Genomic DNA, 16,908 nt, shown 5'->3' on the forward strand with positions numbered 1-16,908 from the left:
TTATTTCTTCTCGTTCATTTTGGCCTCTATGCTCAGCGTAGCATGAGGTACGGCGCGAAGTCGTTCTTTGGGAATAAGTTTGCCCGTTTCGCGGCAAACGCCGTAAGTCTTATTCTCGATACGTATCAGAGCAGCTTGCAAGTTTTGGATAAACTTCATCAGTCGCTGTGCCAAGCGTCCGGATTCCTCTTTCGACAGTGTAGCTGCACCCTCCTCCAACACCTTGAACGTGGGAGAGGTATCAGACACATCATTACCCTCTGAATTGCTGACGCCCGCACGCAACTGCTCGTAGTCCTTGCGAGCCTGATCCAATTTGGCCAAAATTATTTGCTTGAATTCTTCCAACTCTTCGTCGGTGTAGCGTGTTTTTTCTACCATTTGTATCTAAATAATCGTTAGTGGAACAGATTTCTCGGCAGACAGAAAATTCATATCTGCCTCCGAAGTCTATCCCTGATGTTTAACAACTTGTATGCTAAGGACAAAATCATCGAAATCCAGCTCCATTCCATCGCTGACAGCATCGCTGATCTCCAACGATTCGGCCTGGATTTGCTGGGCGATATAGTCATGGTGTTCTGCCACCACTTTATCCATAATATCGTTAGACAAGAGAAGGACATTCACCTTGTCCGACACTTCGAAACCGCTTTGCTTGCGGATATTCTGCACACGATTCACAAGTTCGCGAGCCAGTCCTTCGGAGCGAAGCTCATCTGTCACTGTAATATCAAGGGCTACGGTCAGATTGCCTTCGTTGGCTACGAGCCATCCCGGAATATCTTCCGAGACGATCTCCACATCGGCCAATTCAAGCTCTACCGGAGTCCCGGCCACTTCCATCCGGAAAGTGCCGGCCTTCTCGAGGGAGCGTATCTCTTCCTGCGTCATGGCCGTTACAGCTTCTGCCAAAGCCTTCATCACTTTGCCGTAGCGTGGGCCGAGTCGTTTGAAGTCCGGTTTGATTCGTTTGACCAGAATACCCATGCTGTCATCCACGAATCGAAGCTCTTTCACGTTCACCTCACTAAGGATCAGCGGCTGTACGGATTCGATGCACCTGCGCTGCTCATCGTCTATAGCCGGTATCATCAGTGTAGCCAATGGTTGGCGTACTTTCAGATTCACTTTTCGGCGAAGTGCCAGCACCATAGACGAAATCTGCTGAGCCATCTGCATGCTCTGTTCCAGTGCACGGTCCACCTGACTTTGATCCAGCTGGGGGAAGAGTGCCAAGTGCACGCTTTCGTCTTTGCCCGTCAGATCTCGGTACAGTCGGTCAGCATAGAAAGGACTGATCGGAGCCATCAGTTTGGATACGGTAAGCAAGGAGGTATAAAGCGTCTGATAGGCAGAGAGCTTATCTTCGGTCATATCTCCTGCCCAGAAGCGACGGCGGCTGAGACGCACATACCAGTTGCTCAGATTCTCGGAGACAAAATCGCTGATGGCACGACCGGCACGTGTAGGCTCGTAGTCGCTCAGTTGATCATCCACTTCACGAATCAATGTATTCAGTTCGGAAAGTATCCAGCGGTCGATCTCCGGCCTCTTGGCGAAAGGAATGCTTTCTTCTTCTCCTGTAAAGCCGTCCAAATTAGCATAGAGGGCAAAGAACTGATACGTATTGTATAAAGTACCGAAGAATTTCCTGCGTACCTCTTCCACTCCGTCCGTGTCGAATTTGAGATTGTCCCACGGTGAAGAATTGGTGATCATATACCAGCGAAGAGGATCGGATCCGTATTTCTTGATGGTCTCGAAAGGATCTACGGCGTTGCCGAGACGCTTGCTCATCTTATTGCCTTTCTTATCCAGTACCAAGCCGTTGGATACCACAACTTTGAACGAACTCGTTCCTGATATCATCGTGGCTATGGCGTGAAGGGTGAAGAACCATCCACGCGTCTGATCCACCCCTTCGGCTATGAAGTCGGCAGGGAAGACGGAACCGTCCTTCACTCGCTCGCGATTCTCGAAAGGATAGTGCATCTGGGCATAAGGCATAGCACCCGAGTCGAACCATACATCGATCAGATCCAGCTCGCGGCGCATAGGCTGACCCGAGGGGGAGCAAAGTGTGATCTCATCCACAAAAGGCCTATGCAGGTCGATCTTGGCATAGTTCTCCTCGGTGTAGACACCGGGCTTGAAGCCTGCCCATGGGTTGCGCTCCATCATACCGGCTTTGACGGCCTTCTCTATCTCGTTGTACAGCTCTTCGACCGAACCGATACAGATCTCTTCGGAACCATCCTCAGTACGCCAAATGGGCAATGGCGTCCCCCAGTAGCGACTGCGAGAAAGGTTCCAATCTTGAAGATTCTCCAGCCATTTGCCGAAGCGTCCCGTACCGGTGCTTTCGGGTTTCCAATATATCTTACCATTGTTGGCTATCATCTCCTCTTTGCAGGCTGTCGTGCGGATAAACCAGCTATCGAGCGGATAGTAAAGAACGGGCTTGTCCGTCCTCCAACAGTGTGGGTAGTTGTGTGTCATCTTTTCGATGCGGAAAACGCGATTCTGCATCTTCAGCATCACGCAGAGTTCGACGTCAAGAGTCTCGTCCTTCTCCGTCTTTCCGGCATCGTACGCATTTTTCACGTAGCGGCCGGCATATACGTCATAGAGCGGCAGATCCATGTGCTTCTCTACAAAGACAGGATCCAAATCTGTCGTTGGGAAATAGCGGCCGGCCAGATCCACCATAGGGCGCATATTCCCCTCTTTGTCACGAAGCATCAAGGGAGGCACACCGCTTTTCTTGGCCACGCGGTCATCGTCCGCACCGAACGTAGGTGCTATGTGCACGATGCCGGTACCATCTTCCGTGGTCACGAAATTGCCTGTGATCACTCGGAAAGCACCTTCACCCGGATTCACCCACGGTATCAGCTGTTCGTACCGCATACCTTCCAACTCCTTCCCTTTCCATGATGCAATCACCTTGTAGGGGAGCAGCTTCTGCGCCGGATCGTAAGAAGCGGGTATCTCCTCGCATTCGCCCTTCGGGTTGAAGAGGGTGTGGAGTAGTGGCTTGCCCAATACGACTGTGATGGGAATACCATTATAGGGATTGAATGTCTGTACAGCCAAGTACTCGATTTCAGGCCCCACGCAAAGGGCTGTATTGGAGGGAAGTGTCCACGGCGTGGTAGTCCATGCGAGGAAGAAGGCATCGCCGTGCAACTGCATCTCCGGCTTCGGATCCATTATCTTGAACTGGGCTACGCAGGTCGTATCTTTCACATCGCGATAGCAACCCGGCTGATTCAGCTCGTGCGTGCTCAGACCGGTACCCGCCGCAGGCGAATAGGGTTGGATCGTATAGCCTTTGTAGAGCAGACCTTTCTTGTATAGCTCGGCCAGCAGCCACCAAAGCGTCTCGATATAGCGGTTGTCGTACGTAATGTAGGGGTGCTCCATATCTACCCAGTAGCCCATCTTGTGCGTGAGGTCTTCCCACTCCTTGGTGAACTTCATCACATCGCGCCGGCAGGCAGCATTGTACTCTTCCACGGAGATCGATTTGCCGATGTCCTCTTTCGTTATGCCCAGACTTTTTTCCACTCCCAGCTCTACAGGCAGGCCGTGAGTATCCCAGCCGGCTTTCCTGTCCACTCGGAAACCCTTCATCGTCTTGTAACGACAAATAGTGTCCTTGATGGCACGAGCCATTACGTGGTGGATGCCGGGCATCCCGTTGGCAGAGGGAGGTCCCTCATAAAAAACGAACGAGGGGGCACCCTCGCGACTTTTCAGACTTTCTTCAAAAAGACGGTGTTGCATCCAATCGGCCAACACCTCCTCATTGACACGGGACAAATCCAAGCTCTCGTATTCGGCAAATCTGCGACTCATAAATTTTAACTTCGCTAAACAGAGTGTCTATAAGAATGGGAGCAAAGATAATCTTTCCGCCCGAAACATTGTTCAATGAGCTTCGCTCGACTATAACTTCGATTCATTGACGAAGAAGGAGACCGGGGGAGCTTTTGTCGCTTTTATACTTGATTGGTCGTTAAGGTTCGTTTTTCTGATGAAGGTCAATTAGTTCATCGTCTTTTTATTTCTTGTTATTCTCCAGCCTTCTATTTATTTTGTAAACATAGGATAGCCCGTCTGAAAATTATAGGGGATCGCGCAGAAAGGCATAACTTTGCGAGCATCGAATCAACAAAAAATAAACCCGATACTATCTTATGCAACCTATCGTATCTCCATCTTTGCTGTCGGCCGACTTCCTGCATCTGGCCGACGATGTCGAAATGATCAATCGCAGCGAGGCCGACTGGCTGCATATCGACGTCATGGATGGCGTATTCGTCCCCAATCTTTCGTTCGGTTTTCCTATTCTCGAGGCTATCCGACCGATTTGCAAGAAGCCGCTCGATGTTCACCTGATGATCGTGGAGCCGATGAAGTTCGTGGACAGGTTGGCCGAACTGGGCGTTTATATGATGAACGTCCACTATGAAGCCAGTCCGCACCTGCATCGCTCACTGGCGGCGATTCGCAAGGCCGGTATGAAATCGGGCGTCACGCTCAATCCGCATACTCCCGTGGAGGTGCTGACCGACGTGCTGGAAGAGGCCGATATGGTGCTTCTGATGAGCGTAAACCCGGGATTCGGAGGGCAGAAATTCATCGAAAGGACGATAGACAAGACGCAACGCCTGCGCCGAATGATCGATAGCCAAGGTCTGGATACGATTGTTCAGATCGATGGCGGTGTCAATGCCGCCACGGGAAAACGTCTGATCGAAGCAGGAGCCGATTCGCTCGTAGCCGGCAGCTATGTGTTCGGAGCAGAGAAGCCGGAAGAAGCCATCAGTCTGCTGAAGAGTTATAGCCGTTAGACGATCGTGCCGGTCTGCCCGAAGCCGTATTTTCGCCCCGGACCGTTTCTGTGGGTATTGCTTTTCCTGTCGACAGGCATAGGCCTGACGGAATACTTTCGCTCTCCTGTCGTTGCGCTTGGTGCGCTGACGACAGGATTTTTTCTTTATATCCTCAGTCTCTTTTTCCGGCCGGCCGTTGAGAAAAGGACTGTCGCGGCTCTTCGTTTCGCCCCGATCGGCCTGCTTCTCGTTGCAGCGGGAGCTTTCTCCACACAGCTGACACGAGAGCGACTGACAGCTTCTTCACGCTACAAGCTGTCTTCATCCGACACTTTTCGGGTCATCGGGAATCCGGAGCCACGCGAGGGCAAGCTGCGGATGCAAGTGCAACTGTCCGAAGCTTCCTCCCCATCTTATATCCTGTACATCCGACACGAAGGGGAATACGAGCCGGTCGCTCGCGGCGATATGCTCAAGCTCAGGAAATTTTATGCTCGATCGGCCGAAGAATGGGAGCAGAAAGCTCCGGCAATGGGGCGGTATATGGCGGGCAAAGGACTGTCCGGCAGTCTGCATGCCAAGACCGGAGATGTAGAAATCTTGTCGACAGCCAAAGGGCCGTTCTCCCTCAGGCAAAAGGCTTTGGATCTGTCGGATCGCTTGGCTGCCACATTGTACGAACTCTCCCCTTCGCTACTGTCCGATTCGCAGCGTGCGATGCTCGAAGCCATGTGTCTGGGGCGTGAGGGCGAAGCTCCCGACGTTCGCCGTAAGTTCGTCGCGGCAGGTGTGGCACATATCCTTGCTGTGAGCGGTTTTCACGTGGGTATCGTATTGGCTGCCCTCGGTTTTCTCATGCGTATTCTGCCGATACCGCAGCGATGGCGTCGGGCAGAGTGGCTGCTTCCGCTTGCAGGGGGATGGATATACGCATTCGTTTGCGGTTTGGGTGCTCCTGTAGTCCGAGCCATGCTGATGGCTACCTTATATATAGTCGGTAAATGCTCGGGCAGACCGACGGATGGATTGAATATTTGGGCTGCGGCAGCGTGCATTACACTCGTGATAGATCCCCTCTCTTTTTATGACGTGGGATTTGTGCTCAGCTATGCTGCGGTAGCTTCTATCCTGATCTTCTTCAGACCGCTGGCGTCCTTACTCCCCGATGTGCGGCAGCCTCTCCTTCGTCTGTGTCGTGATGCTATGGCGCTGTGTCTTGCAGCGCAAGCTTTCACCCTGCCGTTGGCGGCACATTATTTCGGACATGTCGGCATTATTTTCCTTTGGGTCAATCTTCCGCTTACTCTGCTGGTCGTTTTTCTGATTCCCCTTAGCCTTATCTATATGGTCTTGGCAGCTGTCGGATTACCCTTGATGTTGTTGCCCCGAGTGGTCGGTATTTGTGCCGATGGAGTGGAGAGATTGGTTACTGCGGCGGCTGCTGTGTCGCCGAGCGTGGAATACGCCTGGCAACCTTCGATGCCGGTCGTACTATGTATTATGGCTGTATTGCTTGCGGTAGGTATCCTTTGGCGCGCAAATCGGCGACGATACGAGTGACAAGCTGTCTCTCATCCTCTTCATCCACCAGCTTATCGCTATTTACAATCACCTTTGCACGGCGATATATATCGCCTCGGAAAGCCATTTCCTCCCGGATGTGGGAGAGCAGCTCTTCGCCGGTCTTGTCTTTCACCTTCGGCCTTGTCCGCTTGCATAACTCCAAACGAACGGCAAGAACCTCATCCGAAACTTCCAAATACAGCGTCAAGCCGGCTTCGTTCATCAGCGTCATATTGTCCGAATGACAGGGCAATCCGCCCCCTGTGGCGATAATAGCATCCTCCATTCCGGATAGTTCTTCGATGACGACACGCTCGCGCCTGCGAAAAACCGCCTCGCCTTCGTCACGGAATATATCCGCCACGCGCTTGCGGAATCGGTTCTCGATAAAGAAATCCGTATCGATAAAACGCCAACCGAGTACATCGGCCATCTTACGCCCTACCGTACTCTTGCCGGAACCCATATAGCCAACGATAAAAATCGGAGCGTGCATCTTACCTCATCTTCTTATTACCACCAATAGTGAAGCACCTGAAACGATCAGACGGCTCCTTGTGTCTCTTCAGTGGTGCTCTCACTTTCCGGAGCTTTCTTCTTCAACTCGGGATAGGTGATGCGTGAATGGTACATGATCTTGATCTTCTCGAAGAAAACTTCCTTGCAGACACGAATATCCTTGAATGTAAGAGGTGTATCCACCAGCAAACCGTCCTGTAAGATGCCATCGACTATCTTGTCGATAAGTTGCTTGATACCCTCTTCGGTATGGCGGCTGAGGCTTCGACTCGATGCTTCGATGGCGTCTGCCATCATCAGTATACCGGTCTCCTTGCTGAATGGATTCGGCCCGGGATAAGTGAACAACTCCGGATCCACCTCTTTGTCGGGATACTGATTGCAATAGGAATTATAGAAGTATTTGGTCTTACCCCGTCCGTGATGCGTCCGGATAAAATCGATAACGGAGTCCGGCAAACGGTGTTTCTGCGCCAAGGCAATACCATCGGTCACATGACGAATGATAATGCGAGCACTCTCGTCGAAAGGCAATTTGGAGTGCGGATTCTCTGCTCCCTGATTCTCTGTGAAATAAGATGGGTTCTTCATTTTTCCTATATCATGATAGAGAGCACCGGTGCGTACAAGCTGTACATCTGCTCCGATCTTGGTGGCTGCCTCCGTAGCGAGGATGGACACTTGGATCGAATGCTGAAAGGTACCCGGCGCCACCTCCGAGAGCTGACTGAGCAGCGGCGTATTGACGTCGCTCAGCTCAACCAAACTGATATTGGAAACGTAGCCGAAAGCACGCTCCATCAGATAGACGAGCAGGTAGCTGAACATGAGGAAGATCAGATTCACACCGAAATAGAGAATGTTCAGCCCGTCTTCCATCTCTACCCGACCGTCCTGCATCAGCGAGAACGAAAGCTGTACGACGGAATAAGTGAGGAAAACCAAAAAGGTCGTCCGAACCAACTGCAGGCGTGATGTCAGACGGCGCATACTGGTCACAGACACGATACCGGCCAGCACTTGCAAGAGGATAAACTCGTAAATGTCCGGCACGAACATGGCAACGATCAGTACGTTGATCACATGGGCAAAAAATGCCGTGCGCGAATCATGGAACGTACGTACCAGAATGGGCAGAATGATAAAAGGGATGATATAGATATTGAACCATCCGAAGCTGATAGCCAACTCTGTAATCAGATTGATCACCAGAATGAGCGAAAGCACAAAGAAGGAATTGTGCAGCCGATCGAAAAATACAGGTCGGAACGAGAGCATATAAGCCCAAAGAGCCAGCAGCAGGAAGAAGATAATCAGAAAGATGCCGAGATTGCGTGTAAATCTGAGGGTCGTACCTCCCGAACGCTCTTCATAGGTCTTCTTGAACGACTGAAGGACATTATAGGTATAGGCGTCTACAATCTCACCCGTACCGATTATACGTTCGCCGGCCTGTATCATTCCGGTCGATACCGATAGATTCTGTAGCTCTTCCTGTACCACCTGTCTGTGCATTTCGGGGCTTTCCGTGAGATTCACTCGCAAGTAGTTGGTCAGGTTCAGTCCGCGAAGAACTTCCCGATCCAACCCGGACGGAGCCTCTTCCACGAACATTTCATAAGCCTCCTTGAGCGTGTAGAAACGTGTAAGGGGCTCGCGATTCGAGCTTCGATCGGCTTGTAAGAGGTTGATCTCCATCACGTCATCGGCATGGAGAGCTTTGCTATCCTCATTGCTGATAAGGCCTTGCCGGTATATATTGCGCAGGAAATCGACGACGTAGTGATCGTACACTGGCGACAATCTGCCCTTGAGGTTCTTGTCATAATCGTTGCGCCAGGCCATCTGCATCTTTGCACCGATCGTTTCGTCCATGGTGAAATATGGTTTGATGGTACTGCGCAGACTGTCGCGCTCGGCATCGAGTATCACCTGAGGCTTGTATATGAGGAAATCATAAGGAGCCGTGAGCAGTTCATATTGCCATGGTTTGCCACGATAGAATTGGTATTTGAACTTCAGTTCCTGTGGGGCGAAAAGCGTGAGCATCATTGCCGTCAGGAAAAAGAAGACCAACGATTTGTACTGAATTTTCATCTTCATCTTCATTGCGAGAAAGTTAAATTATAGCTCCTGATATAGGGCAAGACGAACGCTACCGGCATGCAACACGTTCGCTCACAGACTATAATTCGATTACCGCCAGTCCCACAAAGATAAAAGCAAAAAGAGTAAGTCCGTGTGAGAGATTGTGCCATATAAATAAAACGAGACCGCTCCAATGCGATATTGAAACGGTCTCTCGGAATGATTGGGGTGGACGATGGGACTCGAACCCACGACAGACGGAACCACAATCCGTTGCTCTACCACTGAACTACGCCCACCATCATAAATGGATACTCCTGCGAGCAGCGGTGCAAAGGTACATATATCTTTCAATTATGCAAGCTCCTTAGCGGCCAATTCTTCTCAATTTTCAGCCGACAGTGGCCGTCGAATGGAATTTCCACACCTCATTACAGGCAGTTCAAGCTCCTCTTTCGAGTGATTCGATAGGAGTGCCTCCCGATTTTGGAACCAAAAATGATGAAATTGCCGTTCCTAAAAACGGGAAAACTCGCGCGTAATTTTTTTCGTTTTGGTTCGATAAATTATTTTTTTTCACGCCAAAACAAAAATTTTCTCGAACCACGTTTTGCTGACTGTAAAACGAGAAAACTCCGGAACCTAAAAAGTCGAACAGAACTTCTGCACCCCTACACTGCCGTATCCGGCTATAAAACCCAATCGGTCACGTTGCACTCGAGACCGGAATGTGCATCCAATGGGTGTGAATATCTTACGACCTCGGTATGGATCGAATTGGCTATTTTTGGGGGTGTCAAAAGAAAGCAGCAAGCAGATGAAACGGAAGACTCTCAACCTCGGCGGCAGGCTTTTCAGTCTGGAAAAGCCTGTCGTAATGGGCATTATGAATATCACCCCCGATTCTTTTTACTCCGGCAGCCGCCTCTCGAGCGTGGACAGTGTGCGGAGTCGGGCACGCGAAATCGTGGAAGAAGGAGGGGCCTTGATCGACGTCGGTGCTTATTCTTCACGTCCTAATGCGGATCACATATCGGCACAGGAGGAAATGGAGCGACTGCGCCCGGCACTGAAAGTATTGCGGGATGAGTTTTCGGACATGCCGGTATCGGTGGATACCTTCCGTGCCGATGTGGCGAAGATGTGTGTAGAAGAGTACGGGGTAGCCATCGTCAACGATATTTCCGGCGGACAGCTCGACGGCGATATGTTCCGTACGGTGGCGGCTTTGCAAGTGCCCTATATCCTGATGCACATGCGCGGCACACCAGCTACGATGCAGAGCCTCACCGACTACGAAGACATTGCGGTAGATATACTGGATTACTTCGTGGAGCGTGTCGGAGAGCTGCGCGGATTGGGTCTGCACGACATTATCCTCGATCCGGGTTATGGTTTCAGCAAGACGCTGGAGCAGAATTACGAATTGCTATCGCGGCAGGAGGAGGCTTTCGGCGAGCTGGAGCTTCCCATCCTGGTCGGGATCTCGCGCAAGAGTATGATCTACAAACTATTCGGCACCACTCCGGAGGAAGCTCTCAACGGTACCACGGCACTGAATATGTACAGTGTCATGCATGGGGCGGACATTCTTCGGGTGCACGATGTGCGGGAAGCGGTGGAAGTATGCCGTATAGCCGACAAACTCGGCGTCGTCAAGTAAGGGCAACGCCTCTCTATCGGAAACAGAAATTCTCACTCCACAAAAAACATCTCAATCTCATGTTTCTCCAGTTTACCATCAAGGATGTAATAGACATCCTGCTCGTGGCTTTATTCATCTATGCCGTTTATACCACTTTCAAGCACTCGGGCAGCAAGGCTCTTTTCTCGGGGATTCTCACCTTCTTCGTCATTTGGATCATCGTATCGCAGATATTCCAGCTGCGTCTGATGGGAGCCATCCTCAATCAGTTCGTCAGCTTGGGGTTCTTCGTACTGGTCATTCTTTTTCAGGGAGAGCTGCGCAAGATGCTCACGGCGATAGGCTCTACGCGCCGATGGCGTTCGCTCAAGCGTCTTCTCAATAAGGAAAAGCGCGAACAGGATTTGCAGGACGAACGCCGTATCATAGCTCCGCTTATGCTCGCCTGTATGAACATGGCTCGCAAGAAGACCGGCGCTCTCATCGCCATCCAGCAGGGAATAGACCTCACTCCGTTTGCCCATACGGGCGAAGTGTTCCGCGCCGAAGTAAATGCCCGTCTGGTCGAAAACATTTTCTTCAAAAACAGTCCGCTGCACGACGGTGCCATGGTGATTGCGGACAATAGTATCATTGCAGCCGGCTGTATCCTGCCGGTCGCATACAATACGGATCTGAACAAGGATTTGGGATTGCGCCACCGATCTGCTCTGGGTCTCTCGCAGGAGACGGATGCCAAGATCATTATTATCAGCGAAGAGAGAGGGCGGATTTCGTTCGCCTACCGTGGGGAGATTCATCAGGATATCACCACGGACGAACTACAGCTCTTCCTCGAAGATTGATGCCGAGGAATTTCCTCAGAAGAGCAGGAAGACATAGTACTGTAGTATCTCCGTCAACTGGCGGGACATACACAGCATGGCAAAGACAAAGCCGATGAGGCTAAGTGTCCAGAGCCGAATGGAATCGCCGGCATAGACTGCCGACGGATGGGCAGGGCATGAGGCTCCCAACCAACGGGAACGTGCATACAGATAGACTTTATAAACAAAGTGTCCTACGATAAGTCCGACGGCGATACCCGGGATAATATCGGTGATGAAATGCACTCCGATATAAATACGGCTATAGATGACGAGTGCGACGACGCTCCAGATCGTCCACGTGTAGAATTTATTCCGAAAAATACGGCTCGTAAATAATGCCAGCGATATGTAGTTCGTCGTATGCCCTGAGATAAATCCGTACTTTCCTCCCCGATAGCCGTAGACCGTCTTCACATAGTCGATAAAATCAGGGTGGTGCGAAGGGCGGAATCTTGCGAAGAAAGGCTTGAAAAAAGAAGAGGAGAGTTGATCGCAGATGAGTACGCTCAATAAGACTGCTCCTACGATGAAGAGAGCTTCCTTTGTCGGTTTCTTATAAAAAAGGAAGAACAGAAACGCGATGGACATTATCACCCAAGTCCATTTGGCCGAGATCAAATAGAAAAAACCGTCCAACAAAGGATGCTGTACTCCGTTCAGAGTCAAAAAGAGGTTCCTTTCTACTTCAAGAATGTATTCCAAAAACATATATGCAAGAGAGGTAAATATCAGTCTGCGGGAGAGACATGAATACGAGTGAGGACGGTAGCAGGAAGCCAGCCTTCCTTGCCATCAGCCAGTTCTATCGGGTACCAGCCGTCGATAGCTTCCCCTGTAATTCTAACACGCACGCCCTCATGGAGTTCAAAGAGGGTAGTGCCATTTTCGTCCGGAGAGCTTTTGACATTGGCTACGGATGCCATCATGATGCAATAGCTATCGTCATTGAAATCAGCTTTTCGGCGGAAAGCGGCTAAATTGAACAGGATACAAAAGAACATACTGACCCAAGCAGCATAGAACCCTCCTCGCCGCAACTTTCTGCTTCCTCCCAACAGAAAAAGCAGAATGCTCCCGAGAAAAATAATAAAGCAGATAATCCCCGTCACTACGATTACGCCCGACGAGACAGAATAGCAAAGACGTCGCCAGAGCTTGGCGGCAATACTCTCACTATCCGAGATCTTGTCAAAGGCTTTGAGTCCGGCCATTTCTAGATTGACGCGTATATCCTTGTCATTCGGAGCCAGTCGGTACGCCCGTTCGAACATAAGGATGGAAAGGGCCACTTCACCGCTCTTGTAATAGCAGCAACCGAGATTGTAAAGCAACGAAGCATCGGGTTGGGCAGTCTCGCGCAGGATTCGTTCGTATGCAGTAGCAGCCCGGCCATATTGCTTGGCATCGAACAAGCGACGGATCTCCTCGGCGGATAAAATCTTTCCGGTAGCCGAAGAATCGGCAGCCGATTCAGTCTCTACTTCCGACGTAGCGATCGAGGAAGAGTCCACCGGCAAGAATACGGACCGGCGAATGGAAGTATCCTGGTTTTGTGCTTGCAATGACAGCAACGAGCCGATCGACAGAAAAAGGATCAGGGGTAAAACCGCAATATGGCGTAGTACAGGCGTTCTCATCTTTTCAAGGTTTTAGTGCTGTCAATCTGTTCGATTATGCTGCAAACACGTTCGTACACGGAGTCCATCGCCGCATGCTCATTGCTCTCAGGAGCATATCGGGCAAATTCGCAAGTCTCGATCAGCTGCATAAGCTCCTCGATAAGAGTTTCAGGCACATGACCGGCCTGAGCAAGTCGTTCGGCGATATTATCCTTATTCAATTCCGACACGGCTATTCCCAGTTTATCACCCAAATAGCCCCAAACGGCTCTAAGCACCTCTTCGTAGAAAAGATCGCCCCGTTCGCTCTGTTTATATTCGGCCGCTCGTCGCAGACGTTTGACAGCAACTTTGTTAGCCTTGCGCCATCGCATACCGGCTTCGTCAGCTATCATCTTCATCCTTCGACGATAGAGGAAAAGCAACAAGAGTGCAAGCAGAAGCAAGAAAAGATAGATGCCCCAATAAGCAACCGAAAAAGCGAAGGAAGAGGGAGAGGAAGAGCTTGTAAGCGGCTTCAAGTAACGAATATCCTGTCCCAACATCTTGACTGCGTCGGATCCCGAGCCACTCATGGTAGCACTCTCGCCTTTTCCCTTCGCTACCTGAATAGTGAAATCCTGTGTGGAAGCAGTTTTGTAAGAACGGGATACAGGGTCGAAATAGGGTATGCTTATGGCGGGTATGGTAAACTTTCCCGTCTGACGAGGTACCACATAATACTCGATCGTACGCTGTCCATCGGCACCCGAAGTACTTATGCGAAGGCTGCTCTCGGCTTTGGAGTCGTATTGTTCGAAGCTGTCGGGAAATCTCACTTTAGGATCTCCCATCAACTTGATATTTCCGCTTCCGTTAATTACGAGCTTGAGTGTAAGGGCTTCGTTTGTTTTGGCCTGACGGTCATTGAAAGAGGCTGAGATCCGATAATTACCGACAGCACCATCGAATCCTTGGGGTTTCGGTTCAGGCAAGGGAGCGACATCTATTGTGACCGGATTGGTGGTCAGAGTCCTCCGCACATTCTCATACGGCTGGAGTACAAAGAAGTCATCTATGTCGTCTATCTCCCGTCGGACCGCTACTACGACACGAAAGTTGCCCGATGGAATAGTCAGCTTACCGCTTTTTTGAGGAAAGAGCAACGACTGCTTGAGAACGGCTGTCTGATAGTTCCGCCCTTCATAACTCTCAAGGCTATACTGCTTCTCTGCATTGTCTTCCACATCTTGAGAGATAAATCCTTCGTATTCGGGGAATTTGACCTGCTCGAACTGCAAATTGGGATGGAGAGTGTAGAGCTTATAAGTAACAAGGATCGCTTCCTGCTCGTACACTTTGGTTTTATTGATGATGGTTCGGACAAACAAACTACCGGCATCGACCCGTGAGGAAGAAGAGGAAGACTTAGTATTTTTCGATGATTTTTTATCGGCCGGAAGCACCTTGATGGATACCTGCTTGGTCTTATAATCTCGGTCGTTGGCGCGGATGGAAGCCGGACCGATCTGAAAGGTGCCGACCGATTTGGGCATCAGGGTATATGTATAAGTGATACTTCGAGACAAAGTGGTCTTGCCATTGGAAATGGAACTGAATGAGCTTGTAGCAGTAGCCGGGCCAAAAAGGACTTCAAAGTCACTCATGGCAGGAGCTTTGAATTCCGCTCCATTAGCATCTTTGAGGGTAAAACTCACTCTGAATTGTTCCCCCATCGCCACACTCGCAGGAGCTTGTACAGTGAAAGAAACCTGCGCATGGGTACACCAAGCGAGGCATAGGAAAAGGGTTGTAAGAATATATCGCACCTTTGTCATCGTACAGTACAGTCAGTGATTATTGAGATCTGTTTTGTTTCTTAACACCGGCATTAAAAATTATCCGAAGCGTTCTTCCGTTGAGTCATTGCTTTTATGCAGAGGATGCTAAAGTACACATTACTTTCTGGAGCTGTGCGGAGATAACAAGATTGAAACAGCTGATCGCAAAGATGCGGACTACCACTGCTTGGTGGAATTACCTTTTTGCTGCTTCATACGCTGCTTACGCATCTGCTCAACTTTTTCGCGCGTTTTCTCCTCGTCCTGTTCGTAGGCTTTCAATATCTTTTCAGCACTTTCACGACTCATTTCATTCTGTCGTGGCTGTTGATCTTTTTGTGTATTGTCCTGTTTGGACGGTTGGGGCTGCTGCTGTCCGCCCTGGTTATTGTTATTCGGATTGTTTTGCGGTTGGTTTTTGTCCTGATTATTCTCCTTATTCTGATCCTGATTGTCTCCTCCTCCTCCTTGCTGTTGCTGTTTCTGAAGCAACTTCATGGCCAAAGCCAGATTGTAGCGAGTCTCTTCATCGGTCGGGTTAATTCGGAGCGAATGCTTATAGGCCTCCACACTCTGCCGATAGTCTTTCTTTTTCATAAAGGAGTTGCCGAGATTGTGCATCAGTTCGGCTCTACGCTTAGGTGTCAATGTCGGGTCTTGTACAAGAGCAGCATAGTTTTGGAGAGCTTCATCGGTGCGGCCTTGTGCATACTGTGTACCGGCCAAACCGAATCGTGCCTCGGTGAAAGTACTGTCCTTAGAGAGAGCTTTGCGATATGCGACCTCGGCATTGGCATATTGATGGCGTCGATATACTTGTCGAGCCCGACGTACTTCTTCTCGCATATTCTGTGCCAAAAGGCTCGATGAAGCAAGAAGCATGAAGAAGGTTATGAAGGTGGCATATCGCCATGAATTTCTCATCTGTCAAACAATTTGATCCTACTGAAGAACCTACTCTTCCGCTCCTGAATCAGGAATTCCAACAATAAACATATCAAAGCCGCAAATCCGAACCATCCGTACACTTCGCGATAGCCGGAAGAAGACGAAGATGAAAGTACGGCTTTGGGGAGTTTGTCCAGCTGACTCTCTATAGCCCGAACCAGCGCAGAAGCACTCTGCCCGGAAAAGAAAGTACCCTCTCCTGCTGAAGCAATGTCACGGCACATCTTTTCGTCGAATTTGGTAACGACAGGATTGCCCGTTTCATCTTTGAGGTATCCTTCTTCAATAGGTATAGGTGCCCCCAAGGCTGTTCCGAGACCAATAACATTGACCCGTATGCCTGCTTCATGGGCTTGCTGTGCCGCTTCGATGGCATTTCCTTCATGATTTTCTCCATCCGTCAGGACAATGATAGTCTTACCGATTTCCTTATTATCGGAAAAAGATTTGGAGGCAAGTTCGATAGCCGCTCCGATAGCCGTTCCTTGGGCTGTAACCATATTGGGACTTATATCTGCAAGAAACTGTTTGGCTGCAGACAAATCCGTAGTAATCGGTATTTGCGTATAAGCATTACCTGCGAATACAACCAATCCAACCTTGTCGTTCTGCAAGCCGTCAAAGAGCTTTCCCAACACTTGCTTGGCAAAACTCAAACGATTGGGCTTGACATCTTCACAGAGCATGGAGTTGGAAATATCCAAACAAATCATAGCCTCGATACCTTTCTCCTTTTTAGGCACATCCACACGAATACTTATTTGCGGACGGGCAAGCATCCCGATCAAGAAAACGATGGCAAGAAGAAGAAATCCGTTGCGCCAGATCCGACGTTTGGTACTTGCTTCCGGTTTGAGAGCCTTTAGCAGCGGAAGTTCGGCAAACCGTCTTTCTTGCGCCCGTCTTTTGCGATAAGCATAGAAGCCTACCCCCACAAGCAATGGGAGCAGCAGCAGTAAGTATAAGTATTCGGGTGAATAAAATCTGAACATG

Annotated in this window: 13 protein-coding genes and 1 tRNA gene; 4 read left to right on the forward strand and 10 right to left on the reverse strand. The window is 50.0% G+C overall.

Annotated elements, in window-relative coordinates; translation table 11 throughout:
• Together PGN_RS02455 and ileS are read right to left on the reverse strand one after the other, a co-directional pair.
• The gene (locus PGN_RS02455; RefSeq protein ID WP_004584055.1) at positions 1-381 is read right to left on the reverse strand and encodes a TraR/DksA family transcriptional regulator; all 381 of its coding nucleotides are present in this window, start codon (positions 379-381) and stop codon (positions 1-3) included.
• Between the two features lie 69 nt (positions 382-450).
• Complete coding sequence (gene ileS, locus PGN_RS02460; RefSeq protein WP_012457570.1) at positions 451-3,864, reverse strand: isoleucine--tRNA ligase; 3,414 nt, start codon at positions 3,862-3,864, stop codon at positions 451-453.
• A gap of 341 nt (positions 3,865-4,205) precedes the next feature.
• On the opposite strand from ileS, the gene rpe reads away from it, so the two are divergent.
• Complete coding sequence (gene rpe, locus PGN_RS02465) at positions 4,206-4,862, forward strand: ribulose-phosphate 3-epimerase (protein WP_004584057.1); 657 nt, start codon at positions 4,206-4,208, stop codon at positions 4,860-4,862.
• Between the two features lie 6 nt (positions 4,863-4,868).
• A complete protein-coding gene (locus PGN_RS02470; RefSeq protein ID WP_039416954.1) occupies positions 4,869-6,404 on the forward strand; it encodes a ComEC/Rec2 family competence protein in 1,536 nt (511 codons plus the stop codon).
• Here PGN_RS02470 and PGN_RS02475 read toward each other — a convergent pair.
• From PGN_RS02475 to PGN_RS02485, 3 genes are all read right to left on the reverse strand, one after another.
• Positions 6,343-6,903: a shikimate kinase gene (locus PGN_RS02475; protein ID WP_010956349.1), complete on the reverse strand. Its 561-nt coding sequence runs from the start codon at positions 6,901-6,903 to the stop codon at positions 6,343-6,345. The two genes, PGN_RS02470 and PGN_RS02475, sit on opposite strands and share 62 nt — an antisense overlap.
• 47 nt (positions 6,904-6,950) lie before the next feature.
• A complete protein-coding gene (locus PGN_RS02480) occupies positions 6,951-9,035 on the reverse strand; it encodes an HD family phosphohydrolase (RefSeq protein ID WP_039416955.1) in 2,085 nt (694 codons plus the stop codon).
• Positions 9,036-9,238: 203 nt separating this feature from the next.
• Positions 9,239-9,313, reverse strand: a tRNA-His gene (locus tag PGN_RS02485).
• Between the two features lie 518 nt (positions 9,314-9,831).
• On the opposite strand from PGN_RS02485, the gene folP reads away from it, so the two are divergent.
• Together folP and cdaA are read left to right on the forward strand one after the other, a co-directional pair.
• On the forward strand, positions 9,832-10,677 hold the full coding sequence (gene folP / locus PGN_RS02490) for a dihydropteroate synthase (RefSeq protein WP_005874661.1): 846 nt from the start codon (positions 9,832-9,834) through the stop codon (positions 10,675-10,677).
• Positions 10,678-10,736: 59 nt separating this feature from the next.
• Positions 10,737-11,504, forward strand: coding sequence for a diadenylate cyclase CdaA (gene cdaA / locus PGN_RS02495; RefSeq protein ID WP_012457573.1), 768 nt, complete (start codon positions 10,737-10,739; stop codon positions 11,502-11,504).
• 15 nt (positions 11,505-11,519) lie between these two features.
• On the opposite strand, the gene lpxF is transcribed toward cdaA, so the two are convergent.
• From lpxF to PGN_RS02520, 5 genes are all read right to left on the reverse strand, one after another.
• Complete coding sequence (lpxF, locus tag PGN_RS02500; RefSeq protein ID WP_004584070.1) at positions 11,520-12,236, reverse strand: lipid A C4-phosphatase; 717 nt, start codon at positions 12,234-12,236, stop codon at positions 11,520-11,522.
• Between the two features lie 20 nt (positions 12,237-12,256).
• Complete coding sequence (locus tag PGN_RS02505) at positions 12,257-13,165, reverse strand: SH3 domain-containing protein (protein WP_012457575.1); 909 nt, start codon at positions 13,163-13,165, stop codon at positions 12,257-12,259.
• Positions 13,162-14,964, reverse strand: a complete 1,803-nt coding sequence (locus tag PGN_RS02510; RefSeq protein ID WP_012457576.1) for a BatD family protein — start codon at positions 14,962-14,964, stop codon at positions 13,162-13,164. The genes PGN_RS02505 and PGN_RS02510 overlap by 4 nt, the downstream gene beginning before the upstream one ends.
• A gap of 180 nt (positions 14,965-15,144) precedes the next feature.
• The gene (locus PGN_RS02515; protein ID WP_012457577.1) at positions 15,145-15,891 is read right to left on the reverse strand and encodes a tetratricopeptide repeat protein; all 747 of its coding nucleotides are present in this window, start codon (positions 15,889-15,891) and stop codon (positions 15,145-15,147) included.
• Complete coding sequence (locus PGN_RS02520) at positions 15,888-16,907, reverse strand: vWA domain-containing protein (RefSeq protein WP_012457578.1); 1,020 nt, start codon at positions 16,905-16,907, stop codon at positions 15,888-15,890. The genes PGN_RS02515 and PGN_RS02520 overlap by 4 nt, the downstream gene beginning before the upstream one ends.
• Between the last annotated feature and the right edge of the window lies 1 nt (position 16,908).

This window comes from Porphyromonas gingivalis ATCC 33277, from assembly GCF_000010505.1.
Classification (GTDB): Bacteria; Bacteroidota; Bacteroidia; order Bacteroidales; family Porphyromonadaceae; genus Porphyromonas; species Porphyromonas gingivalis.